A 24,491-nucleotide genomic window follows, 5' to 3' on the forward strand; every position below is an offset into this window, starting at 1 on the left:
GGCCCAGTTGCCCGCCTTCGCCTCCGGTGTTCCTCCTGATATCTACGCATTTCACCGCTACACCAGGAATTCCGGCAACCCCTTCCACACTCTAGTCGACTAGTATCGAACGACCTGCCTAGGTTAAGCCTTGGTATTTTACATTCGACTTAGTCTGACCGCCTACGCGCCCTTTACGCCCAATAATTCCGAACAACGCTTGCCCCCCCCGTATTACCGCGGCTGCTGGCACGGAGTTAGCCGGGCTTACATTAGCACCGTCATCGCTTGCAGTATTAGTACAAACTTATTCTTTCCTAATTTACGAAGTTTACATTCCGAAAATTTCATCCTTCACGCGGCGTTGCTGGGTCAGCCTTTCGGCCATTGCCCAAAATTCCCCACTGCTGCCTCCCGTAGGAGTCTGGCCCGTATTTCAGTGCCAGTGTGGCCGACCGCCCTCTCAGGCCGGCTACTGATCGTCGCCTTGGTGGGCTTTACCCCGCCAACTAGCTAATCAGCCGCGGAACTCCTCTACAGGCGAGAGGTCTTACGATCCCCCCTCTTTGATCTAACTAGGCTACCCCAACTAGATTTTATGCGGTATTAGCCTTCCTTTCGGAAAGTTATTCCCCACCCGCAGGTAGATTATTCACGTGTTACTCACCCGGACGCCACTCTACTCAGGATTGCTCCCTTTCGCGTTCGACTTGCATGTGTTAGGCACGCCGCCAGCGTTGATTCTGAGCCAGGATCAAACTCTCAGTCAAAAAAATCTTTTTGCTTTTATTAGTCTTATCTCAAGACTAAACAGTTTGCATATCTTGGCTATTGTTTACTTCTCAAAAAAATGACGTGTGATTACTTCCTTACCTATTCAGTTTTCAAACATCAATATTTAATATTTATACTTAAATATTTTTTATAAAGAACTTGTGCTTTAGAATAATTAATTCCGTATTCAGATTTAATTTTTTCTACCGCCGGAAAGTTTTGATTATACTTTTTTATTTCTTTTCGTCAACTTTTTTCCGGCTTTTTTAACTTCTTCCGAAAACTTTTCATTGACTTCCTAGCTTCTAAAACCATCTTAAACAATTAAAGCAAAAATATCTTTAAGCTTAGTTCTCACTAAGTTTTAAGTTAGTTTTGGTTGTTAGGATTTTCTCTTGCAAATAGCTTTTGAGGTTACTACCTTTTTACTTGCAGCGTTTGTTAGATTACTCTCACTGCTTTTTCTTTGCAACCCCTTTTTCCTGATTTTCTGCCACTATTTTTGTTTCATCAATTGATAAATTTAATGGCTTTTCAAAGAGGAAATTGCGATTCTACTCGCATTTTCTTTTCTGTCAACAACTAGTTGCCTTAAAAGTTGGAGACAATAGTTTAAAATAAGTTTAACTTATTGATTTTGCACTATTTAACTTCTTTTTCTTAACAGGGACTTTTTGGGTTATATTATTGAGATCAGTTTTTCCATTGCTTCCACTGAGTTTAGAATAAGCTTTTAATTTGGATTTTCGTTTTGATCTAGCCATTAACCATTGAGCAATAAATTCCCAAGTATCACTAGAGCCTTTACCAGCTAACATACCTAAATGACCGCCAGATACTTCATAGTAGGTTTTGTCTTTGCTGCTAATTACATCAATTATTGGACGTACCGATTCAGGATGCCCTAGAAAATCTTGTTTTCCAGCTAACACTAAATAAGCAGCTTTAATTTTACCTAGATCAACCTTTTTATCTCTTATAATTAACTTACCTGTAAAGAGTTTATTTTGTGTAATTATTTCATTAAAAAACTGCTTAAATGCGTCTCTAGGGTAAGTAACAAAGTCATCAAACCATTTTTCCATAGCTTCATAACCTTCAATATATTCTTCATCCCAAAGGTTAAACATTAAATTTGCAGGTAGTGTGATGGTATTAAGAGGCTTCATCATTTCAAACATACCCCTTGATACATAGGCTGGAACACCTTCCAAAGTATCTGCAATCCAATTGATCGGCTGGTTAATAGTTTTTGCTAGTTCTCCATAAGTAGGCCAGCGGCTAATGTCACAAGGGGATCCAAGTGCAACAATATTTTTAACTTGATCGCCTTCATCTAAAGCAGCAAAAATATTGCTAAATATTCCTCCCATACTATAACCAATTAGACTAACGTTAGGTGAGGCAGTTAATTCACAGATCCGATTAATAGCTTGTCCAATATTGCGTACATAATCATCTAGGCAAATAGTTTTATCGCGTTTAGTAGGTGCGCCAAAATCCAGCATAAAAACATCAAAATCATAATTCATCAGGTGTCTAACAAAACTATGTCTTGGACGTAGATCATAGATTTGAGGTGTAACCATTAGAGGAGGAATAAATAAAATAGGAGTATAATGAGAGTCTTGATAGTCTTGCCAAAATCGTTTTAAGTTAAATTGTCGATCACTCATTACAACTTCGGATGGTGTACGCTCAAACCTAGTCAAATATTTGCTTCCTGTTAAGAGTTTCATTGCATTAACTACACGAACAACACCCCGGTAAAATTCTCTTTTACAACGATTATTTACACTTTCCCTTGAAGACTCTATGGTGTCTATAGTTTGTCCCAACAGTTCTAAAATATCTTTTATTTCCACTTGTTTATCCTAAGAAGAAATTTTTCATGATAATTTTTGTCTGTGTCTATCTTTTTAGGAAACGCTACTGTAGCTGGCTCATCATAAGCACCTTTACATAATCTAATTCTAGCATTGCATTTTAGTAAATCTTGAATATCTTCCTTACTACGATAAAGATAAGCTTGGATAACTATGCCTACATTGTCATATTCTTGTCGCAGCTTTTTAAACATATCAATAGTAGCTGTCGTGTAGGGTGTATCTTCCATATCTATGCGGACAAAATTATTATAAGCTCTAGCTTTTTCTACCACTCGTTTGATATTACGTAGCCCTAGCTCAGGATCTATTGCTAACCCTAATTGAGTAGGTTTAAGGGAAACATTAGAGTTTAGTCCGTCTTTATCAATTTTACTTAAGATTTTTCCATATTCAACAACTTCTGCTTCTGCTTCTGCTTCACTTTTGATAGCTTCTCCTAAATGGTCAAAAGTAACACTAATATTAAGTTTATTAAGTTCTTTTACAGCTACAGCAGCTTCTTCAATAGTTTCACCAGCAACAAAGCGATCTGTAATTTTTTTAAATAAACTAATATTAGTTAAGACATTTTTTAGGCTTTCTTGTTTAGATAAATATAAAAGAGCATCTTTGGTAATCATAAAAATTATTTTTAACCTACACCGCAGAGATAGTAGCGAAAAAGATGCTACACCAAGCAATCAAAAGAAATCAACTTCTCTATAATAATTAAATACTTAGTGGTAAAAGTTAAAAAAATCTCCAGTAATTTAAGTTTTATCAAAGTAGCAAAAATTATAATATTCTTGTGAACAAAGAACTTGGCCCGAATTAGATTTGCATTCTTTGAGGCTTTGTGTTTTTATTTTTCTATTTACACATACCAAATTACTTTTATAACTTACTTAAATTAAAGCTATGGAAACACTACCTTATCAATCACAAAATAAAATACGAATAGTTACAGCCGCCGCCCTTTTTGATGGGCATGATGCAGCAATAAATATTATGCGGCGCATTATGCAAAGCAGCGGAGCAGAGGTAATTCATCTAGGACATGATCGCAGCGTACAAGACGTAGTAAATTGTGCTATTCAAGAAGACGCTAATGCTATAGCTATAACTAGCTATCAAGGCGGGCATGTTGAATATTTTAAGTATATGTACGATCTGCTGAAAGAGCGTGGATGCGGTCATATAAAAATTTTTGGTGGTGGTGGAGGCGTAATTCTACCCAATGAAATAGAAGAATTACATAAATATGGGATTGCTCGAATTTATAGCCCTGATGATGGTCGGGCTTTAGGTTTGCAAGGCATGATAAATGATTTACTAAGAAAGTCAGACTTTGCAACTGTAGCCAGCTTAAATGGCGAAGTAACTCATATAAAAGATAAAAGTCATAAATCCATTGCTAAGCTTATTTCTGCGGCGGAAAACCGATATGAAGAAAGCATAACTGAACTTAAACAAGTGCGTGAAATAGCAGTAGCAGCAAAGGTTCCTGTCTTAGGTATAACTGGGCCTGGAGGCTCAGGTAAATCATCACTAGTAGACGAACTAGTTAGACGGTTTTTAATTGATTTTCCAAATAAGCAAATTGCTATTATTTCAGTTGATCCATCTAAACGCAGGACAGGAGGAGCGTTGCTTGGTGATCGTATACGAATGAATTCTATTTCAAATAGTCGAGTATTTATGCGTAGTATGGCAACACGTCAAAGCAATTTAGCACTTTCAAAACATGTAAAAGATGCTGTTGATATATTGAAGGCTGCTAGTTATGACTTAGTAATTTTAGAAACCGCTGGGATAGGACAAAGCGATACAGAAATTACTGAGCATAGCGATGTATGTTTATATGTGATGACTCCAGAATATGGAGCAGCGACTCAGTTGGAAAAGATTGATATGATTGAGTTTGCCGACATTATTGCATTAAATAAATTTGATAAACGAGGTGCATTAGATGCTCTTCGAGATGTAAAAAAGCAGTATAAACGCAATCATAACCTTTGGGACATATCAGACGAGAAAATACCTGTTTATGGAACGATTGCAGCACAGTTTAATGATCCTGGGATGAATACTTTATATAAAGCTGTTATGGACAAGTTAGTTGAAAAAACCAGTGCTGATTTAAGGTTAAAATCTACTATAACAACTGGAACAAGTGAAAAAATCTTTATAATTCCTCCAAGCCGAACACGCTATTTAAGCGAAATTACAGAAAATAACCGAAATTATGATAAAAAAGCATTGCTACAATCTGAAATTGCAGAAAAGTTATATAGTATAAAAAATACTATTTCTGTTATTAAGGAAAACAAAGTAGCAGATAAAGAGTTGTTAGTAAAAGCTTTAGAAGAACAGTATGCCCAAATTGAATTAGACCTTGATGGTCATAATAAAAAACTACTTGATACTTGGCAGCAGCGTAAAAGGCTTTATCAAGATGAATACTATATTTTTAAGGTAAGAGATAAAGAAATAAAAATAAAAACTCACCATACATCATTATCACATACACAAATTCCTAAAGTAGCAGTACCTAAATTTAGATCTTGGGGTGATATATTAAAATGGAGTTTACAGGAAAATTTCCCAGGAGAGTTTCCTTATACGGCTGGAATTTATCCATTTAAGCGAGAAGGTGAAGATCCAACCCGTATGTTTGCCGGTGAAGGAGGGCCAGAGCGTACCAACAAACGTTTCCATTATGTAAGTAAGGGTTTGCCTGCCGCGCGTTTAAGCACGGCGTTTGACAGTGTAACACTTTATGGAAATGACCCTGATTATCGTCCAGATATTTATGGCAAAGTTGGAAATTCTGGTGTAAGTGTGTGCTGTTTGGATGATGCTAAAAAGCTATATAGTGGCTTTAATTTAGCTGATCCTAAAACCTCTGTCAGTATGACAATCAATGGCCCGGCTGCAATTATTACAGCATTTTTTATGAATGCAGCTATTGATCAGCAATGTGAGTTATATATCAAAGCAAATAATCTTGAAAAAGAAGTAGAGCAAAAAATAGATGAGATATACAAAGCAAAAGGTGTAGTTCGTCCAAAATACAATGGCTCATTGCCTGATGGAAATGATGGTTTAGGCTTAATGTTACTTGGTGTTAGCGGTGATATGGTTTTACCAAAAGAAGTTTATGAAAAAATCAAGGCTAAGACTTTATCTCAGGTTCGTGGAACTGTTCAGGCTGATATATTAAAAGAAGATCAAGCACAAAATACTTGTATTTTTAGCACAGAATTTTCCCTTAAATTAATGGGGGACGTGCAACAATATTTTATTGATCACAATGTGCGTAATTTTTATTCAGTTTCAATAAGCGGTTATCATATTGCTGAAGCAGGAGCTAACCCTATATCACAACTTGCTTTTACCTTAGCAAATGGTTTTACTTTTATAGAATATTACCTAAGCAGAGGAATGGATATCGACAGTTTTGCACCAAATTTATCATTCTTTTTTAGCAATGGTATAGATCCCGAATATAGCGTTATTGGTAGAGTTTCTCGCCGTATTTGGGCTAAAGCAATGAAACATAAGTATAATGCTAATGAACGTTCACAAATGTTAAAATATCATATTCAAACTTCGGGCCGCTCATTACATGCTCAAGAAATTGATTTTAACGACATCCGAACAACTTTACAGGCACTTTATGCAATTTATGATAATTGTAATAGCCTTCATACAAATGCTTATGATGAAGCTATTACTACACCAACAGAGGAAAGCGTTAGACGTGCTATGGCAATACAGTTGATTATTAATCGTGAACTAGGGTTAGCTAAAAATGAGAACCCTTTGCAAGGTTCATTTATTATTGAAGAGTTAACGGATTTAGTTGAGGAGGCTGTATTAAGTGAATTTGATAGAATTAGTGAGCGTGGCGGCGTGTTAGGTTCAATGGAAACTATGTATCAGCGAAGTAAGATACAGGAAGAAAGTCTCTATTATGAAACACTAAAACACACTGGAGAATATCCAATAATTGGTGTAAATACCTTTTTATCTAGTAAAGGTTCGCCAACTATTATTCCTGAAGAAGTAATTCGCAGTACTAAAGAAGAAAAGGAATTTCAAATAAGTACAGTTGAAAATCTTTGGAAAGCTAGCGGTGAAAAAGGCCAGCAAATGCTTAAAGAGTTACAGGAAACAGCTATTAGAAATGGCAATATATTTAATACTCTAATGGAAACCGTTAAATATTGTTCTCTTGGACAAATCACTAAAGCATTATTTGAAGTTGGTGGGCAGTATAGAAGAAATATGTAGGTTGTGGTTATATTTTATCTTTTTAGTGATTACAAGTTCTTGAATTTTAATAGCTTAGAGATTCTTATTTCTAATAATAGAAGAATTTGTTTATTGACACTTTATCCTAGCCTACACTATCATCAAGGGCTTGAACTAGTTAAGAAATTTTTATAATTCATACAAACTGGCTTTGTATGCTAGAAACATAAAGTTAATATTATCATTAGCTTGGAGCAATAATTAATGTCAAGAATTTTAGTAGTAGATGATGAAGATGAGGTGAGGTTAGCAGCACAACTTTCTTTAGAAGCAGGCGGACATGAAGTAACAGAAGTAAATGGTGCTATTGCTGCAATGAAGTTACTAAAAGAAAACAGCTATTTTGATTTAATTGTTTGCGATGTCATGATGCCTGGGATAGGTGGTTTAGAATTTTGTCAATTAGTCCGCCTTGATCCTGAATTAAAAGAAATTCCTTTTATCTTTCTTAGTGGCAAACGTGAGGATATAGAACGTTTAGCAGGTATCAAAGTAGGAGCCGACGACTATTTAGGCAAGCCTTTTGCGGTTCAGGAACTTCTTCTTAGAGTAAACCATGTTTTGCTACGTCATAAACAAGCATCTTCAGGAACACAACTACCTAATTCTAACCCTTTGTTGCAACTTAGTTTACCGCAATTTATTGAAATGGTTGTATTTCATGCTTTAAGCGGCAAGCTAACCACCAGTTCCCGCCCTAATGATGAAGGGGTTATCTTTTTTGAAAATGGGCATGCAGTGCATGCAGAATTTAAGAATTTAATAGGAGAAGCTGCTGTAAGAGAAATTATGCAATCTCCTTTGCTTTGCTTTTCTTTCCAGGCTGAAGAAATAACAGATCAAATAACTATGGCTATGGATATTAGCCGAGCAATTAAGCAAAATTAACTAGGTAAACAAAAATGTCAGATTATAAAATTCGTGTATTAATTGCTAAACCTGGCCTAGATGGTCATGATCGTGGTGCTAAGGTTGTAGCTCGCGCTCTTAGAGATGCAGGAATGGAAGTAATTTATACAGGTCTTCGCCAAACTCCAGAGCAAATTGTTACAGCAGCACTTCAAGAAGACGTTGATGCTATTGGCATTTCAATTCTTTCTGGCGCACATATGACATTATTCCCTAAAATCGTTGAACTAGCTCATGAAAAAGGCTTAGACGATATTTTAATTTTTGGTGGCGGAATTATCCCTGATGAAGACATTGCTAAGCTTAAAGAATTAGGTGTATCAGAAATATTTACACCTGGTGCATCAACAGATGATGCAGTAAAATTCTTACGTGAAAATGTGAAACCCCGTGAATAATGACACCTATTGAACCTAACCTACTAGTTTCACAACCTACCAATGATGAGAGAATCTTTGTAGTAACGCTTAATCGTGCTGCACTTCGTAATACATTAAGTATTGAAACTCTAAAAGAACTTACAAAAACATTTAAGCAACTTAGTCAAAATAATATTGCAACTCTAATCGTGTTACGCGGTTTAGGAGAAGCCTTTGCCGCAGGAGCTAACATTAAGGAATTACTGGCTTTAACACCTCACATAGCAGTAGATTTTTCCCTTTTAGGTGGAAACCTTTTTCGTACAATTTGTAACGCTCCTCAACTAGTAATTGCTGCAATAGATGGTTATTGTATGGGAGGAGGTTTAGATTTAGCCTTGTCTTGTGATTTGCGCTATGCTTCTAAACAAGCAATATTTGCTCATCCTGGGGCTAATATTGGGATTATTACAGGTTTTGGAGGAACTTACCGTTTACCCAAATTAATTGGAATGCAAAAAGCAACAGAGTTATTTGCAACGGCTGATCGGATCAATGCTTTACAAGCTTTGGACTGTGGACTAATTCAAGATTTTGCTGATAACTCTACAGCTTATGAATTAGCCTTAGAAAAAGCTTTAGATATTGTTCAATTAGGAAAAGATCATATTAGTAAGGTCAAAAAATTAACTCGTTTAGCAAGCGATCTCAAAGAGCCACAAGCTAATTTGCTGCTTAATCGTTACCACAAATTAATTAGCTCAAAATAAAAATAGCCAAGAGATTCTATAATTCTTGGCTATTTTTATTTTTTGATATTGTCTCTAAATATTATTAATTTCCAGATGGATAGGATCCATAGCCGTTTTCAACAGCCTTTTGTAAAACTTTTTCATTAACTCCACCCCAAAGATTAAATGGATCATCTTCAAAAGTATTAATATCTTGGTTACGTTGGCGTTGCAATTGATTTAAGGCTTTTTCAAGTTCGGCACGATGTTGGCGTTTTAGCTCTAAAGAAGCTTTTGAAAGTTGAGAATTACTTTTTTCTGAAAGCTCGCCTGACAAGGTGTCTATTTGTTTTTTGAGTTCTGTTTCTATTTGTGAGCGTTTTGCTTCTAGGGCTTGGTTAAGTTCTGCTTCTTTTTCACTTAAAACTTTTGCTACTAAAGCGCGGGTGACTTCATCATTTGTTGAAGTATTAGTGCTTTGTGTTGTAGTTTGGCTACTAAATAAAGCAACTTGGAAACTAAAACCATTTTGGTCATAGCGAATTTGGGTATTAAAAACAGCTAGCATTAGTAAAATACCAGCGCAAGCCGTCGCAAAACCAGTTCCAAACTTAAACCATGCAGGTAGCACGCTAGAAAGTTCTTGTAAAATTTCTTTTAATGAGCGAGCGCGAGGACGTTCATTAGCTAAATCTAAGACGACTCTAGGAGTTTCTTGCATGTTCCAGGCTTGTAGATTTTGCCGCAGCATACCAAGTTCACCAACTTCTTGTTTACAGCTACTACATTCTTGTAGATGTAGCTTAAACTCTTTTTCTTCCTTTGGCGTGCATTCTCCATAAAGATAAGTAATTAAATCTTCTTTACGTGAACATTCTTTTTTATAGCCGTTCATAATATTTCCTCGCATCCTAGAGAATACTTTTTAAGTGGCTTAAACGCTGTTTTAATTGTTCTAGCCCTGTGTAGAGCCTGGTTTTTACTGTACTAACTGGAATATTAAGAATTTCTGCTATTTCTTGAAACTTTAGCCCTTGATATTCCTTCATTACTATTACTTGTCGCATATCTGGTGGAAGTCCAGCTAAACCGCGTCTTACTAGTTCAGCAATTTGTTCACGTTGAAGACCATCTGTTAGATTTTCTGTATCTGTTACAGGTTCAAATCCTTGATTTTCTAATTGTTGGTCTAAAGAAATATCACTATGGCCTCGTGAGCGTATACGATTATGACAACAATTAATTGCAATTCTATAAAGCCAAGATGAAAACTTTGAATCACCCCGAAATTTACTTAAGTTTCGATATGCAGATAAAAAGGTTTCTTGGCAAATATCATAAGCCTCTTCATCACGTCCAAGCATCCGAAACGCTAATGAGTAAATTTGACGCTCCCACCGCCGAACCAGCGTATTAAAGGCTTCTGGCTCACCATTGAGTGTTCGCTCTATAATTTCCGTGTCCGTAAGTTCCATTTGGCGGCACTCCAGATTTTGCCTTGTCGCTGCAAAGTTAAGAGTTATAGCAAAAATAAAAAGTTTGGAAAATCCTTCGATTTATGGAACTTTTTTATTTGCCTCTTGCCAAGCTTGTAGGATCAAAAACTTTAGCTTGACGGTTGCCTGTGCCATTCTTTCTGCTTTTAGCTGTAAAACTGTAGTTTCCTGATTATTTACTTTGTCCTGATAGTTAAACCATACATTAGCATCAAGTTTTTGCTCCTTAAATGCTTTATCAGCCGCACGACAAAGCATAGGCAGATAATCATAACCTGAGAGCAAAGCATCTTGTGTAACTAAATATGGATCAAGGAGTTGTGCTTTTTCACTAGTATTAAGTTTAGAAACTTCATTAGAAAAATATTCCCAATATTTTGCACGATTTTTTTGTCCTACAATATTTTTATCTCTAAAAAGTAGACCTTCTAAAGCTGGATGGAAATTATGTTTTTTTTCTAATGCTTGATTACATAAACATTCATAGCCTTGATAATCTACAGTTGAATGATAAGGTTGGTAAGCATCAGATAAATAATGAGATAAATAGCCAATCCAAAGAAAAACTTGGTCATTAGAATAATTTTCCTTAAAACTAGACACAAGGCTTTTATAACTTTGTTCAGTGCGAAAAGTAATAAAACCCGCCTCTTGATAGCGTTTATCTTTGGGATCTCGCGGCAGATCACTAGGCTTTATTTTGTTTGAGCCATCTAAAGCAAATTTTTGGCGGGTAACATCTGTTTGGAAAAATTCGCTATCCAGGTAGTGCATTAGTGGTTCAGTGCTATTAAAGGCTGGAACAGGTGATTTAGTAGCAGTTAAATCATCTGGACGAACAGAAAAGCTATCTAGGCCGTGATCAAAAACTCGCTCATTATTATCACTAATAACATAAGTTTTTAGTTCATTTACTTTATTTTCACCGTTTAAGCCTTCTTTAAGAATATTCTTTAATTCCGTTGGAATGCTAGAATCGTCCAATAACAATTTAACTGCCATTCGAGTAATAATTACATGCCCTTTTCCTGACCAAGCAGGCACTATTAGAGGGCTAGAAACTATTAAGCTAAGCAAAATAATAAAATTGACTACTATTTTACCTTTATCATTAGTACTTACTATTTTCATGAGATTGCCTTAAAAGCTTTTCTTGCTGCTATGGCTGTACGTTCTAAGTGTTCATCTGTATGAGCAGCACCAACAAAACCGACCTCAAATTGTGATGGTGCCATATAAATGCCTGCTCTTAGCATTTCACGGAAAAACCGCCCAAATTTAGCCGTGTCTGATGTTTTAGCTGAGTCCCAATCTGTTACTTCCTGTTTAGTAAAGAAACAAGTAAAAATTGAACCTATTTTGTTAATTGTTACTGGAACGCCTGCTTCGTTTGCTGCATTCACAGTTGAAGTAACTAGTTGAGACGTTTTTTCAGCTAATTTTGTATAAATTGACTCATCTTTTAAGATTCTTAATGTAGCAAGTCCAGCAGTAACAGCTAAAGGATTACCTGACAAAGTGCCAGCTTGATAGACTGATCCAACAGGAGCAAGAAAGTCCATTATGTCAGAACGTCCTCCAAAAGCCCCTACTGGCAAGCCTCCACCAATGATTTTTCCTAAACAAGTTAGGTCTGGTTTTATATTATAAAGACCTTGTGCGCCGCCACGACCTAGGCGAAAACCTGTAATAACTTCATCAAAAATTAACAAGGTGCCTGATTTAGTGGTTAATTTGCGTAATTTTTCTAAAAACTCTACTTTAGGAAGGACACAGCCCATATTTCCTGGAACAGGCTCTAAAACAACGGCTGCAAGTTCTGAGCCGATTTCTTGAAATAAAAGTTCTAAAGCTGTTTCATCATTAAAAGGTAAGGTCAAAGTGTGTTTAACGGTTTCGGCTGGTACTCCGGGGCAATCAGGTAGTCCAAAAGTTGCAATACCAGAACCAGCTTTAGCTAAAAGTGCATCGCTATGACCATGATAGCAACCAACAAATTTAACAATTTTATCTCTACCAGTAAAACCACGTGCTAGACGGATAGCACTCATTGTTGCTTCTGTGCCAGAACTAACCAAGCGAACTTTTTCTATTGATGGGACAGCTAGTTTAATTTCTTCTGCAAATTCAACTTCAAGTTCTGTTGGTGCGCCGTAGGAAGTGCCACGAGTTGCAGCATCTTGAATAGCTGCAACCACTTCTGGATGAGCATGCCCAAGGATCATTGGCCCCCAGGATCCAACATAATCAATATATGTTCGTCCATCGGCATCAGTTATTTCTGCTCCAGAAGCTTTAGCAATAAAGAGCGGCCCACCTCCTACAGCACGAAAGGCACGAACAGGGCTATTAACGCCTCCTGGTATATGTTGTTGTGCTTTAGCAAATAGTGAAGCAGATCGCTCCCCAGCTACATGCTTATTTTCTGACATCATTGACCTCCAATTGTTTTGTTGATTGTTTTTAAGTTTTACTGATAGATTTTTGATTTTAAGACAACAAAAAATAACCCCCAACTATTGTTGGAGGTTATTTTTTAAGATATTTATTTTGTTAGATTTACTCACCACCACCACGCGCACTTGGTTTTTGGTAAGTTAAGCTAGCCCAAAAATAATCGCGGTTCATTCGAGCAATAAAATCTATGTCAATTTCTTTTGGACAAGCAGCCTCACATTCACGATGATTAGTGCAACTACCAAATCCTTCTGCATCCATGGTATCAACCATATTTAATACTCTTTCTTTTCGTTCTGGTTGACCTTGAGGAAGTAAGTTTAAGTGAGCAATTTTAGCAGAAGTAAATAACATAGCTGAACCATTAGGACAAGACGCTACACAAGCACCGCAACCAATACAAGCAGCAGCATCCATAGCACGATCAGCATTACTTTTTGGTACAGGTAGAGCGTTAGCATCAGCAGCATTTCCAGTTGAAACAGAGATATAGCCGCCTGATTGAATAATTCTGTCAAAAGATGAACGATCTACAACTAAATCTTTTATTACTGGAAAAGCTTTTGCTCGCCAAGGTTCAATATAAATTTCTGCACCATCACTAAATGAACGCATATGAAGTTGACAAGTTGTAGTAGCTTTCTTTGGCCCATGAGCTTGACCATTGATCATTACACCACATGAACCACAAATACCTTCCCGACAATCATGGTCAAAAGCTATAGGGTCTTCGCCTTTAGCAATTAATTCTTCGTTGACTACATCCAGCATTTCTAAAAAAGACATATCTGGACTAACATTTTTTGCATCATAACGCACCATTTGACCTGCACTTTGCGCGTTTTTTTGTCGCCAAACATATAGCACTAGATTCATTATTTATAGCTCCGTTGTGCAAGATGTACATATTCAAATGAAAGTTCTTCTTTATGTCGGAGGGGTTTTTGGCCGTCGCCTTGATACTCCCAAACAGCCGCATGGCTAAACTGTTCATCATTACGCATTGCTTCACCTTCTGGGCTTTGGTACTCGGTACGGAAATGACCGCCACAAGATTCTTCACGTTCTAGAGCGTCCATAAACATTAGCTCTGCAAGTTCCAAAAAGTCTGCTACACGCCCTGCTTTTTCTAACGATTGGTTAAATTCCTCACCACTACCAACAACATTAACATTATTCCAAAATTCTTCTTTGATAGCAGGTACTTTTTCTAGAGCGTCTTTTAACCCTTCAGCATTACGGGCCATTCCGCATTTATCCCAAACTAGTTTTCCTAGTTCACGATGGATAGAATCTACAGTTCGCTTACCTTTAATTGAAAGTAGCTTTTTAATTCTATCTAAAACTTCTGTTTCAGTTTGCTTAAAGGCTGGATGAGATGTGTCAGCTTTTTCTAAAGTGTTAGTACCAAAATAGTTACCAATAGTATAAGGAATAACAAAATAACCATCTGCAAGCCCTTGCATCAAAGCACTAGCTCCAAGTCGATTTGCTCCATGATCAGAGAAGTTTGCTTCTCCAATTACAAATAGCCCTGGAATTGTACTCATTAGGTTATAATCTACCCATAAACCACCCATGGTATAATGGACAGCAGGATAAATACGCATAGGTTGTTTATAAGGATTTTCATCTGTAATTCGTTGGTACATATCAAAAAGATTTCCATATTTTTCCCGAATCACATTTTCACTTGAGCGTTTGATTGCATCACCAAAATCTAGGTAAACCCCTAAACCAGTATCTCCAACGCCTCGGCCATCATCACAAGCATCTTTTGCAGCACGAGAAGCCACATCACGAGGAACAAGATTACCAAAGCTAGGATATTTTCTTTCTAAATAATAATCCCGCTCATCTTCTGGAATTTGCTGTGCAGGACGTTTATCACCTTTTTGTTTTGGCACCCAGATACGACCATCATTACGAAGCGATTCGCTCATTAGGGTAAGTTTTGATTGATAATCTCCACTTACAGGAATACAAGTAGGGTGAATTTGTGTATAACAAGGATTGCCAAACCCAGCACCCCGCTTAAAGGCTCGCCAAATAGCTGTAGTATTAGAGTTTTTAGCATTAGTAGAAAGGTAAAAAACATTACCATAACCACCAGTTCCTAAAACTACAGCATCTCCATAATGAGCTTCTATTTTGCCTGTAACTAAATCTCTAGTAATAATTCCTCGTGCTTGACCATTTATTAAAACTACATCTAGCATTTCTGTTCGAGGAAACATTTTTACTTTCCCTAAATGAATTTGGCGGGAAAGAGCTTGATAAGCACCTAGTAAAAGTTGTTGTCCTGTTTGACCACGAGCATAGAAAGTACGGGAAACTTGCGCACCACCAAAAGAGCGATTAGCTAATAGTCCGCCATATTCACGAGCAAAAGGAACACCTTGAGCAACACATTGATCAATGATATTGACACTAATTTGAGCTAGACGGTAAACATTAGCTTCACGAGCGCGAAAATCTCCACCTTTAACCGTGTCATAAAACAAGCGATAAATACTATCGCCATCATTTTGGTAGTTTTTAGCTGCATTGATACCTCCTTGAGCTGCAATACTATGGGCGCGGCGTGGGCTATCTTGGTAACAAAAACATTTAACATTATAACCAAGTTCAGCCATTGAAGCGGCAGCAGAACCACCAGCAAGCCCAGATCCAACAACTATTACAGTATATTTTCGTTTATTGGCTGGGTTAACCAACTTCATATCAAAGCGGTGTTTATCCCATTTCTTTTCAATTGGGCCAGAAGGTATTTTGGCATCTAATTTCATTAGTTCACCACCTTTAACATTACACAGACGGGAATAGAAATATTTCCAACCACAACTAAGACAGTACTTGATGCTGCAAAAGCACGGATTAAGCCATCATACTTAGGGTTGTTTGCTCCTAGAGTTTGAAATAAACTCCATAAGCCGTGATATATATGTATTCCAAGTGAAAGCATTGCAACAATATAGAAAATGGAAATAAAAGGATTAGAAAAACTACGAACTACATTTTCATGAACATGTCCAGCTTGAAAACCTGGATTAACAGTGCCAAAGGTAAAATCTAATAGGTGGTAAATGATAAAAAGTAGAAGTATTGGCCCACTGACACGCATAGTGCGAGACGCATAATCTGAGCCTGTTGCTACCCATTTATGGTATTTTACAGGTCGGCCTCTATGACTCATTGCTGTTAGCTGCCAAGCAGCAACAATATGTACTATTACTATAGTTAGTAAGCCTATACGAGCAATATAAAGCATTGGGCCAAAAGATCTTAAGGTTTCTGCATATTTATCTAATGTATAAACGCCATTAACTTGGCCTTGGTAAATTTGCAAATTACCAAGCATGTGCATTAGCACAAAACCAAAGCCCATTAGACCAGTAATAGCCATAATATATTTTTTGCCTAATGAACTTTTGTAAAGAGCAAGTAGCTTATCCAATTTAATTTTCTCCTACAAACAAGAAATTAATATCAGCAATGGTTACTGAATATCCCTTATTTTTCAACTTGTTACATAGTTTTTAATTATTAGTTAGTACTCCGCTTTTCTATTATATATATTTTAGGGCAAAAGTAACCCCAATTTTTCAGGCTGTGATTTTGCTTTGATAGTGTTAAGATAGCCTATTATCTTAAATTCACCAAAACCTAAGCTTTTATACTTATTTTTAACCTCAAATTAGTAGCTAACTAACCTTGCATAAAGCTTTCTGCTATGAGATACCTAAAATTTAGATCTATTTTTTAGCGTTGCCTTAAATCCATGTAATTTTTTGAGATACTTGGCAGGCAGAATAATCACCTAGGGAGTTTATTATGGAATCAAAGAATAAAAAAAATTACACTTGGACAGAAGTAAAACAGCTTTGCCAATTGTCTGAAGAGTTGATTAAGAAAGCAAAAGCTCTAAAACTAAGTCCTAATTCGCTTGCAAATAGCTGGGAAATCTCCAAGCAACCAGGAAAATTACCTGTATCTAATTGGATTAACAATCTTTATGAAAAACAAGAAAAATTATTAATAAAATCAAAACAAACTATTGATAGTGCTAACAAACTTAACAAATCAGATAAATCTATAAATAAAGTAGATAAAGTAGATAAAGTAGTAAAGTTTCCTGGTAATAATAAAAAGCCTACAGCAGTTAAACAAAATTTAGCAGAAGAAAATTTAGCAAAAATCTATAAATTAGCTTTAACTATAGAAGATGAAAGCGATGATTTACCTTTAGAGCTTTGGGATTTAGTGCAATGGATGGTAGAAAATAAAAAAGAATCTTTAGTTCGTGAAATAATGAATAATGAAGATTTATCAGAAACTGCTTTTGATTCATTAGATTTTATCTTAAAAGATGTAGGTTATCGTTATCCGGCTGTGTTGCCAGTTATGGGAAGCAAGGGAAAAGCAAAAATGGAAGAATTTGAGCTAATACCTTTTGCTATTTCGTTTTTAGTACCAATTCCTGAAGAAAAACTATCTAAAGTACCAAGCGTAATCCCTAAAGTAGTTAATAAATTATTAGAAGAAAAAATCATTCGTAAAGCTTTGGGGTTAAATGATAAACCTTTTATTTTACTTGATCCTCATCTCTACCATGTTGACCATGAGGAATGGCTTCAAGAATCTGCTGTGATGGAGTATTTACAAGGTTATTTAGCCTATTTTTCACAATCAACAACTAATTTATCACCATTAACCAAAAACTATAAAAAGCCATCGGTAATCTCTCAAACAGAAATTTCTGATGATGTTCCTCAATATTGTTTGCTTATGAGGGTTCTTTGTGGAGTAGTTTTAGCCTCTGAGGAAGACGCTATAGAGTTAGAAGAAGAGCTTTTTGATTTTGAAGAGATGGAATTAACAGAAAAAGCATTAAAAACAAGAGAAAAAGCTTGGGAGAAGGTAGAAAAAGCATTAGTAAAAGAATTTGAGCATAATGGCATTGAATTACCCTCAGGAATATTTGTTAATCCTTCTGCAATAGAATTATGGGATATCCCCAGATTAGGCAGTTCTTTGGGAAGAATATTACCATTACAAATAGATTTACATAATGCAATAGCTCAATTACTAACAGAAACAAATGGAGAGGAGTTATTTACTCCACAAATTTTCCTTTCTTTACATGGAGAAGATGAATCTGTAGAAGAGGTACGTTTAGCACTTTATAGCGACACAAACAAACCAGCATTTTTCCATTATCTTTGGACAATTAACCCAGATTTAGATGATCCAGAAGATATTTCTACAGCAATTGTTGCAATAGCTAGTGAAATTGAAGCAGAAGTAACAGTTTTAGAAGGGATTTTACCTAAAACTTACTGTTCTGATTGCGGAGAACCTCTATTTTATGGCCCGGGGGAAGATAGCGTAGCTGTTATTCACAACCATAAAGAGTATATTAACTAAAACAAGAATAACTATGTCAGGAAAACCAGCTTAAAGTAAAAACACAATTTAAGCTGGTTTTTAATATTTATTTCTTTTCTGCATGTACAAGTATGTACTCTAAAAGTCCGTATTGATAAGCTTGGAAGAGAAAAATATCAATAATAAAACCAAGTCGTCCTGCTACAAAACCGCGAATTTTAGCTAGTTCTGCCTTAACTTCTGGGCGTTTTTGTTCATAGTAGTAGCCGGGTATAGTTAAAGCTCCTACCTCTTGAATATCAATATTTTTATATCCAACTTTAGCTAAGCGTTGTCGGTAAGTTTCTGTAGAGTAAACATTATCTTGAGGAACTTTCCATAGAGAAACAACCGCACCTAGTACAGCTTTTTCGATAAAATTTCTTGGCTCGCGTTTTAGCGTATAATCAGCTATTCCAATAACACCACCTGGTTTAAGCACACGATAGGATTCTTCAAAAAACATTTGGCGAGTGTCAAAATGTTCAGGTGCTTCAATACTCATTACATTAGTAAAATAGCCATCAGGAAAAGGAATTTTTGTTGCTGTACCATGATGAAACTCTACTCGATCGCCACACTTAAATCTTTCTGCACGTCTACGAGCTAATTCAACGTGTTTCCAAGTAACATCTAAACCATCTATTTTGCGTGGGCTAAATTTTTCTAAAATATAAACATCTTGTGTTCCCATACCAAAACCTACATCTAACAAATGGCTATTTTGGTTAACACCTGCAATTGTAGCAATACGATGAACCATATTTTCTGCTGCTTCTAAATAGGTTTTTAGGCCGCTTTCCCATAATCCAAAGTTTAGATAACCATTATGGAAATCTCCAAAATTGTCTACGCCCCAGCCATAAAAGGATTCTACTTTATTTTCATGTGTTTCTTTTTCCCAAAGTTTTCTTTGTTCTGTACTCACTTACTTCTTCTCCATATATCAATACATTTCTACTTGCCAGTAAATAAACTAGTCATTATGCTAAATTCCCTTAATTTAAGTTAAATTAAAAGCTAGAATTTTAGGCAGATTGTTAGCTTTTTAGCTAAAGCCAAATAGACAGGTTATTATGCCCTCAAAAATTATTTTTTCCAAGCCAATCTGCATGTTACTACTAACGCTTTTGATAAGTCTAAGTAGCTACTTAATTTCACTTAGTGTTTTAGCTCATGACGAAGCAGATAACATAACAAATACAGAAATTGCCCCTAAAGGAAAGTTAAATGTTAGAGGGGCAAAAAGCAGTAATCTAAAAGTTGTTGTTAAATATCCTAGTCAGTTGCCTAAAGAACGTCTTTTAATGGAAATACTGTTAACAGATTTAGCAAATAACCAACCTATTACAGGTGTAAACATTACAGCAGTTTTTAACCTTGTTTTAGAAAAACAAGATCCATCAGAACAGATAAAACCTTTATTTAGCAACGCATTAGCAACAGAAGCAGCAGGTAATTATTTAGCAGAAGTAAGTTTTCCTAAAACAGGACGTTATAAACTAACTCTGCTAATGTCAAAACCTGGCCTAAATACACAGGTAATTATTCCTAATATTATCATTGCTGAAAAAATCCCTATTGAAATTAGTGTAAATCAAGCAACTAGCAAATCATCTATAACTAATTATTTATGGGGGATAGTGTTAGTTATAGTTATTATTTTAATAAGTTTATGGGTAATTAAACAAAAAATGCCTAGTAAAACTAGGCATTAAGGAATTTTTAGGAAAATTAAATTTAGTTAATTTCTTTCTTCATAGCCTGGATTCTGACATCTAGTTCAAGTTGGAAATAGTCAAATTCTTCGCGTACTTGGCGAGAAATTTGGCGTTCATACTCTTTTCTAGCACTAGCTAATTGCTCCTTTAGTGATTCATAAAATGTTCCCTTACGTAAAGCATCTTGGACGACTTTACGATTAGAAGCAAACATTTGAGAAACAAGACCTCGTGCAGTATGACGAGCTTTCTTTCTTTCCTCAGTTTCTGGAGGAAGTTTAACTGGTTTTGGATTAGTTGTTGTCATGCGTTGAGGTTGGTTTTTTTCTTCTTTAGCTGGGTTGGGCAAAGGAGTTATTTTTGGTGGTGGAGGTGCAACAGGTCTTTTTGCTACCTCTATTTGTTCTGGAGAAGGAAGTCCTTGCATTTCCTCATTTAAGCCTAAAATATCCGCTAAGGAGCTAGTACCAATAGCTTCTGGTTTTAGAGGGATTGTGTCTGAGCGTTCAAGCATTAATGGAACACCTACACCGATTTTGTCTTTTGTTAGTGCTATTGTAGCCTCAAACATTGGCTTTTGATCTGCTTCTTCATCACTTGTAACTTCATTTGTTTGTTCTGGCTCATTGCTACTATCGGGTTGAGACATTTCTGGCAAATCTGGCATTTCTAACATTTCTGGTAAAGATTCTGGTAAAGATTCTGGTAAAGATTCTGGCACTTGGACTGCACTAGCAACAGTTTCATCAACTATTACGGCTGGCATATCAGATAAGGTTGATGGCCTGGTGGAAGTTTGTTCTTCAGCTACAGGTTCTGAGCCTCCAGCAACTTCTGCAACAGGTTCTGAGCTTATAGATATTTCTTCTGAAAGAGTTTCTGTTTTGGCTTCTTCTATTGATGTAGAAGTTGTTTCAGCAACTGGAGAGGTCTCTTCTTCAGCTATAGCTGGTTCTGGGGTGTTAACTGTTTCTGCAATTGGTGTAGCCACTTCAGTAACAAGTTCTTCAACTGGTTCTGGTGTTGGTTCTGCTTCAAAAGGAATTGAAACCCCACTCATAGCCATAAACAGGGTTGCAAGGTCTGCACCTGATAGATCTGCACCTGACAAATCTGCTTCAGCTAAATTTGCACCTGATAGATTAGCTTCTTGCAAAACTGCTTCACTTAAATTTGCTTTTGCTAGAGTTGCACCTCCAAAGTTTGTATGTGAAAGATTTGCTTTGCTTAAATTTGCTTGTGAAAGATTTGAACCTGTTAAATTTGCTTGTGAAAGATTTGCATCTGAAAGATTTGCTTGTAGCAAAGAAGCATGTTGAATGTTAGCGGATTTTAAGTTAGCACCAGTTAAATTAATGTTATCTAACCTAGTGTGTGAAAAATCTGCTTGTTCTGCTTGGCTCGTGCTTAAGTCTGCGCCTGTTAGATCAGCTTTTGTTAAATGGGCGTGTGAAAGATCTGCTCCTTGTGCAATAACTCCTCTTAGATTTGCTTCGCTAAGATTACTATGAGATAAATTTGCCTTAGAAAGATTCGTTCCTAGCAAAACAGCAGATTTTAAGCTTGCTTCTTTAAGATCTGCTTCTTCTAAAACAGCATCACTTAAATTTGCTCCTGCTAAATTTGCTCCTGTTAGATGAGCATTTTTTAAGTCTGCTAATTGAAGTGTAGCTCCTGCCAAATGTGCTTTGGTTAATTTGGCACTACTTAATTTAGCCCCTTGAAAATTAGCTTGATTAGCTTTTAATTCAGTTAGATTAGCACCTGTTAGATCTGCACCTTCAAAAATGGCTTGATCAGCCTCAGCCATTTTCATATTAACTTCTGATAAAACAGCTTGGTTAAACTTTGTTCCTGATAATTTAGCATTTTCTAAGTTTGCTTTAAGTAAATTGGCTTGTGAAAGATTAGCTCGGCTAAATTCTGTTTCACTAGCGTTAATTTCTGACATATCAGCACCTTTTAGATTTGTTTCTGCCATATGTGCTTTAGTCAAATTAGCTCTACTTAAAGTAGCAGCTTGAATATTAACTTTTACTAGTTTTGCTTCTGTCAGGTTTGCTTCTATTAAATTTGCTTCTATTAAATTTGATTCACTTAAATTGCAACCGCTTAGTTCAGCATTTTGTAGATTTGCTTTGCTTAAATTAGCTTTTGCCAGGGTTGCGCCTGTTAAATTAATAGCTTGTAAATTTGCACCTGTTAAATTACTTTCGCTAAGATTTGCACCAGAAAGATTAGCTCTTTGTAAATTTGCTCCTACTAGCTCAGTTTTCATTAGTGTTGCACCGCTTAAATTTGCACCAACAAAGCTAGCACCATTGAGTTTGGCATTACTTAGATTAACTCTTTGTAGATTTGCCCCCTGTAGGTTTGCGCGTTGAGGCTCTGCCGCTTTTTGCCCGTCTTTACCAGAAGCAGACATGACTTTCCTCCTAAATTGTTGAATATATTTGGTTTACTTAAAATAGTTGATCTTTAAAATAAGGTATCTAACAAGAAGGCTATCTTAACAGTAAGCTCAAACACACGCAAGCAAGATTCTTAAAGCAAAAAATCATTTTTCCTATTAGCAAAATTACTTTATACAACAAATAAAAAAGGCTGATAGTTTTTCTTACCTATCAGCCTATCAATTCCCCTCGTTTGCCCTTAAAAAAATGCACTCTATTTTATTTTATTGAGGAGAAGTATTTACAGTATCATTGCTTAGTAGGATAGTTTCTTGATCCCCTTCTAAAATAATTCCTTTCAAAATACTATCATTATCTTTTCTAACTACCATTATTTCTGTTGTCGCAGCTTTAACATTGCGTAAGCCTTTGCGAGCATTAGATTTAGCTATTACTTTATCACCCTTCAAAATAGTCATTTCATTTGTTTGATCATCAAACTTAACTGTATATTTACCTTTTTTTACTACAGTTCCATTAACTACTACATCTCTATTAAAATCTACTTTTTTCTCTTTAATTTCAGCTAAAGCTAAATTAGCGGAAAATAAAACTGTTACTACCAAAGCCATTACCAAGCTAGCAAATTTTTTCATACATCCTCCCTTAATCTAACCTAAGTTAACAAAGTTGATTTATTAAATTATATTTTTTGAATTAACATCCACAAGAAAGTTAACACCGTTAACGAGACTTGAAAATAAAAGTTCGCAGAAAATTGGAGAAAATTTTTCTTTTTTCCGAAAATTCTTAAACATTCTGGTTTAGCTATTTCTTGAAGTAAGAAAAGGGAATAAAATAGCCCTAATTTTCCATTAAGGAGTTAAGACTGTGTTAGACAAAATCTTAGAAGATTTAGAAAAGGCAGCCACGCAAGTTGTTGATAGTGTGGTAGAAGTAATTTTTGGCCCAGCCGAAGCCTTATCAAAAGCGCATCCTGATCGCAGTGTTGAACTACCTCGTGACACCTTTGCACATGATGATGTACAAACAGAATGGTGGTATTACACAGGACACTTACAAAGTGGAGATGCTCAATTTGGTTTTGAACTGGTTTTTTTTAAGCGTCAGACAGCTTTGGATCGCTTAGGCAAAATTATCCCTATGCGTGTACTTACTCCTATAAGTTATTATGCTCATTTTGCAATTACAGACATTAATGCAAAACAATTTCGTTATGCTCATCGTCGATCGCTTGATGGAAGTAGACCTGCTGGAGCATCTACAGACTGCCATAACGTTTGGTTAGATAATTGGCGAGTTCGTGAGGTAAATGGTCATCATATCCTTACTGCTACTATGAATAAAACACAACTAGAATTAGTGCTTAAGCCAACCAAACCCATAATTAAACAAGGTGAAGATGGTTTAAGTTATAAAGATGCAGGTGAGGCATCTTATTATCTTTCCTACACACGATTTGAAGCTAATGGAGAGTTATTTATTGGAGAAAAGCATTACTCTGTAACAGGTTCAGCCTGGATGGATCATGAATTTGGAACTTGGACAATGAAAGAAAAAGTCCAAGGTTGGGACTGGTTTGCACTACAACTTGATAATAATCAAGAAATTATGGCTTTTATTATTCGTGGAATGGATGGAAAACCTACCCGCTATTCTGAAGCAACATTAATTGATGCAGAAGGCCTAACAAGACGTTTTGGCTTAGATGAATTTTCTATTATCCCAACTGGTGAATGGACTAGTCCTATTACTAATACAACTTATCCTAGTGGGTGGCAATTACGTATCCCAGCACTAGAAGCTGAATTAAATATTGATCCTGTTTTACGTTGCCAAGAACTAGACACACGAGGATCAACAATGGTTGTTTACTGGGAAGGTGCAAATACGGTTAATGGCACTTTTTCAGGTAAACCTACCACAGGACGGGCTTATGTAGAGTTAGTTGGGTATGATAGATCGCATGAGGATCTAACTTTATATGATTATTTCTTAAATGAAATAAAATTTCGTGCTTTAGGTTTCTATTAGGCTTA

The 24,491-nt window shown here is 36.0% G+C and carries 19 protein-coding genes and 1 rRNA gene (1 of these 20 only partly in view); 7 read left to right on the forward strand and 13 right to left on the reverse strand.

Going from position 1 to position 24,491, the window contains the following annotated elements; genetic code table 11:
• The 3 genes from IPK14_10250 to IPK14_10260 form a co-directional block, all read right to left on the reverse strand.
• A 16S ribosomal RNA gene (locus IPK14_10250) occupies window positions 1-749 on the reverse strand; it reaches 805 nt to the left of the window's first position.
• 627 nt (window positions 750-1,376) lie between these two features.
• Window positions 1,377-2,618, reverse strand: a complete 1,242-nt coding sequence (locus IPK14_10255) for an alpha/beta fold hydrolase (protein MBK7993776.1) — start codon at window positions 2,616-2,618, stop codon at window positions 1,377-1,379.
• Window positions 2,609-3,262 (reverse strand): proline dehydrogenase family protein, encoded by a 654-nt coding sequence (locus tag IPK14_10260; protein MBK7993777.1) that lies wholly within the window; start codon window positions 3,260-3,262, stop codon window positions 2,609-2,611. The genes IPK14_10255 and IPK14_10260 overlap by 10 nt, the downstream gene beginning before the upstream one ends.
• 277 nt (window positions 3,263-3,539) lie before the next feature.
• Between IPK14_10260 and IPK14_10265 the strand changes: the two genes are divergently transcribed.
• The 4 genes from IPK14_10265 (at window position 3,540) to IPK14_10280 (ending at window position 8,976) form a co-directional block, all read left to right on the forward strand.
• A complete protein-coding gene (locus tag IPK14_10265; GenBank protein ID MBK7993778.1) occupies window positions 3,540-6,917 on the forward strand; it encodes a methylmalonyl-CoA mutase family protein in 3,378 nt (1,125 codons plus the stop codon).
• Between the two features lie 225 nt (window positions 6,918-7,142).
• Complete coding sequence (locus IPK14_10270) at window positions 7,143-7,826, forward strand: response regulator (protein ID MBK7993779.1); 684 nt, start codon at window positions 7,143-7,145, stop codon at window positions 7,824-7,826.
• A 14-nt stretch (window positions 7,827-7,840) separates the two neighbouring features.
• Window positions 7,841-8,245 carry a cobalamin B12-binding domain-containing protein gene (locus IPK14_10275; protein ID MBK7993780.1) on the forward strand — a complete coding sequence of 135 codons (405 nt, stop codon included), beginning with the start codon at window positions 7,841-7,843 and terminating at the stop codon, window positions 8,243-8,245.
• Window positions 8,245-8,976 (forward strand): enoyl-CoA hydratase/isomerase family protein, encoded by a 732-nt coding sequence (locus tag IPK14_10280; GenBank protein ID MBK7993781.1) that lies wholly within the window; start codon window positions 8,245-8,247, stop codon window positions 8,974-8,976. Before IPK14_10275 ends, IPK14_10280 begins: the two co-directional genes overlap by 1 nt.
• 64 nt (window positions 8,977-9,040) lie before the next feature.
• Here IPK14_10280 and IPK14_10285 read toward each other — a convergent pair whose 3' ends face one another.
• The 7 genes from IPK14_10285 to IPK14_10315 form a co-directional block, all read right to left on the reverse strand.
• On the reverse strand, window positions 9,041-9,832 hold the full coding sequence (locus IPK14_10285) for a zf-HC2 domain-containing protein (GenBank protein ID MBK7993782.1): 792 nt from the start codon (window positions 9,830-9,832) through the stop codon (window positions 9,041-9,043).
• A 16-nt stretch (window positions 9,833-9,848) separates the two neighbouring features.
• On the reverse strand, window positions 9,849-10,412 hold the full coding sequence (locus IPK14_10290; protein ID MBK7993783.1) for a sigma-70 family RNA polymerase sigma factor: 564 nt from the start codon (window positions 10,410-10,412) through the stop codon (window positions 9,849-9,851).
• Between the two features lie 81 nt (window positions 10,413-10,493).
• On the reverse strand, window positions 10,494-11,564 hold the full coding sequence (locus tag IPK14_10295) for a hypothetical protein (GenBank protein ID MBK7993784.1): 1,071 nt from the start codon (window positions 11,562-11,564) through the stop codon (window positions 10,494-10,496).
• A complete protein-coding gene (gene hemL / locus IPK14_10300; protein ID MBK7993785.1) occupies window positions 11,561-12,865 on the reverse strand; it encodes a glutamate-1-semialdehyde 2,1-aminomutase in 1,305 nt (434 codons plus the stop codon). Before hemL ends, IPK14_10295 begins: the two co-directional genes overlap by 4 nt.
• 127 nt (window positions 12,866-12,992) lie before the next feature.
• The gene (locus tag IPK14_10305) at window positions 12,993-13,766 is read right to left on the reverse strand and encodes a succinate dehydrogenase/fumarate reductase iron-sulfur subunit (protein MBK7993786.1); all 774 of its coding nucleotides are present in this window, start codon (window positions 13,764-13,766) and stop codon (window positions 12,993-12,995) included.
• Window positions 13,766-15,679, reverse strand: a complete 1,914-nt coding sequence (locus tag IPK14_10310; GenBank protein MBK7993787.1) for a fumarate reductase/succinate dehydrogenase flavoprotein subunit — start codon at window positions 15,677-15,679, stop codon at window positions 13,766-13,768. The genes IPK14_10305 and IPK14_10310 overlap by 1 nt, the downstream gene beginning before the upstream one ends.
• Window positions 15,679-16,347: a succinate dehydrogenase cytochrome b subunit gene (locus tag IPK14_10315; protein MBK7993788.1), complete on the reverse strand. Its 669-nt coding sequence runs from the start codon at window positions 16,345-16,347 to the stop codon at window positions 15,679-15,681. Before IPK14_10315 ends, IPK14_10310 begins: the two co-directional genes overlap by 1 nt.
• Before the next feature lie 377 nt (window positions 16,348-16,724).
• Between IPK14_10315 and IPK14_10320 the strand changes: the two genes are divergently transcribed.
• Window positions 16,725-18,317 (forward strand): hypothetical protein, encoded by a 1,593-nt coding sequence (locus IPK14_10320; GenBank protein MBK7993789.1) that lies wholly within the window; start codon window positions 16,725-16,727, stop codon window positions 18,315-18,317.
• A 67-nt stretch (window positions 18,318-18,384) separates the two neighbouring features.
• On the opposite strand, the gene IPK14_10325 is transcribed toward IPK14_10320, so the two are convergent.
• Window positions 18,385-19,245 (reverse strand): class I SAM-dependent methyltransferase, encoded by an 861-nt coding sequence (locus tag IPK14_10325; GenBank protein ID MBK7993790.1) that lies wholly within the window; start codon window positions 19,243-19,245, stop codon window positions 18,385-18,387.
• Between the two features lie 184 nt (window positions 19,246-19,429).
• Here IPK14_10325 and IPK14_10330 point away from each other — a divergent pair, with 184 nt between their 5' ends.
• The gene (locus tag IPK14_10330; protein ID MBK7993791.1) at window positions 19,430-20,035 is read left to right on the forward strand and encodes a hypothetical protein; all 606 of its coding nucleotides are present in this window, start codon (window positions 19,430-19,432) and stop codon (window positions 20,033-20,035) included.
• A gap of 22 nt (window positions 20,036-20,057) precedes the next feature.
• Here the strand turns inward: IPK14_10330 and IPK14_10335 are convergent, their stop codons facing one another.
• Both IPK14_10335 and IPK14_10340 read right to left on the reverse strand, forming a co-directional pair.
• Window positions 20,058-22,463, reverse strand: a complete 2,406-nt coding sequence (locus IPK14_10335; protein ID MBK7993792.1) for a pentapeptide repeat-containing protein — start codon at window positions 22,461-22,463, stop codon at window positions 20,058-20,060.
• A 252-nt stretch (window positions 22,464-22,715) separates the two neighbouring features.
• Window positions 22,716-23,087 (reverse strand): hypothetical protein, encoded by a 372-nt coding sequence (locus IPK14_10340; protein ID MBK7993793.1) that lies wholly within the window; start codon window positions 23,085-23,087, stop codon window positions 22,716-22,718.
• Window positions 23,088-23,322: 235 nt separating this feature from the next.
• On the opposite strand from IPK14_10340, the gene IPK14_10345 reads away from it, so the two are divergent.
• Window positions 23,323-24,486 (forward strand): hypothetical protein, encoded by a 1,164-nt coding sequence (locus IPK14_10345; GenBank protein MBK7993794.1) that lies wholly within the window; start codon window positions 23,323-23,325, stop codon window positions 24,484-24,486.
• The last annotated feature ends 5 nt before the right edge of the window (window positions 24,487-24,491 follow it).

It is taken from the genome of Blastocatellia bacterium, from assembly GCA_016713405.1.
Classification (GTDB): domain Bacteria; phylum Acidobacteriota; class Blastocatellia; order Chloracidobacteriales; family JADJPF01; genus JADJPF01.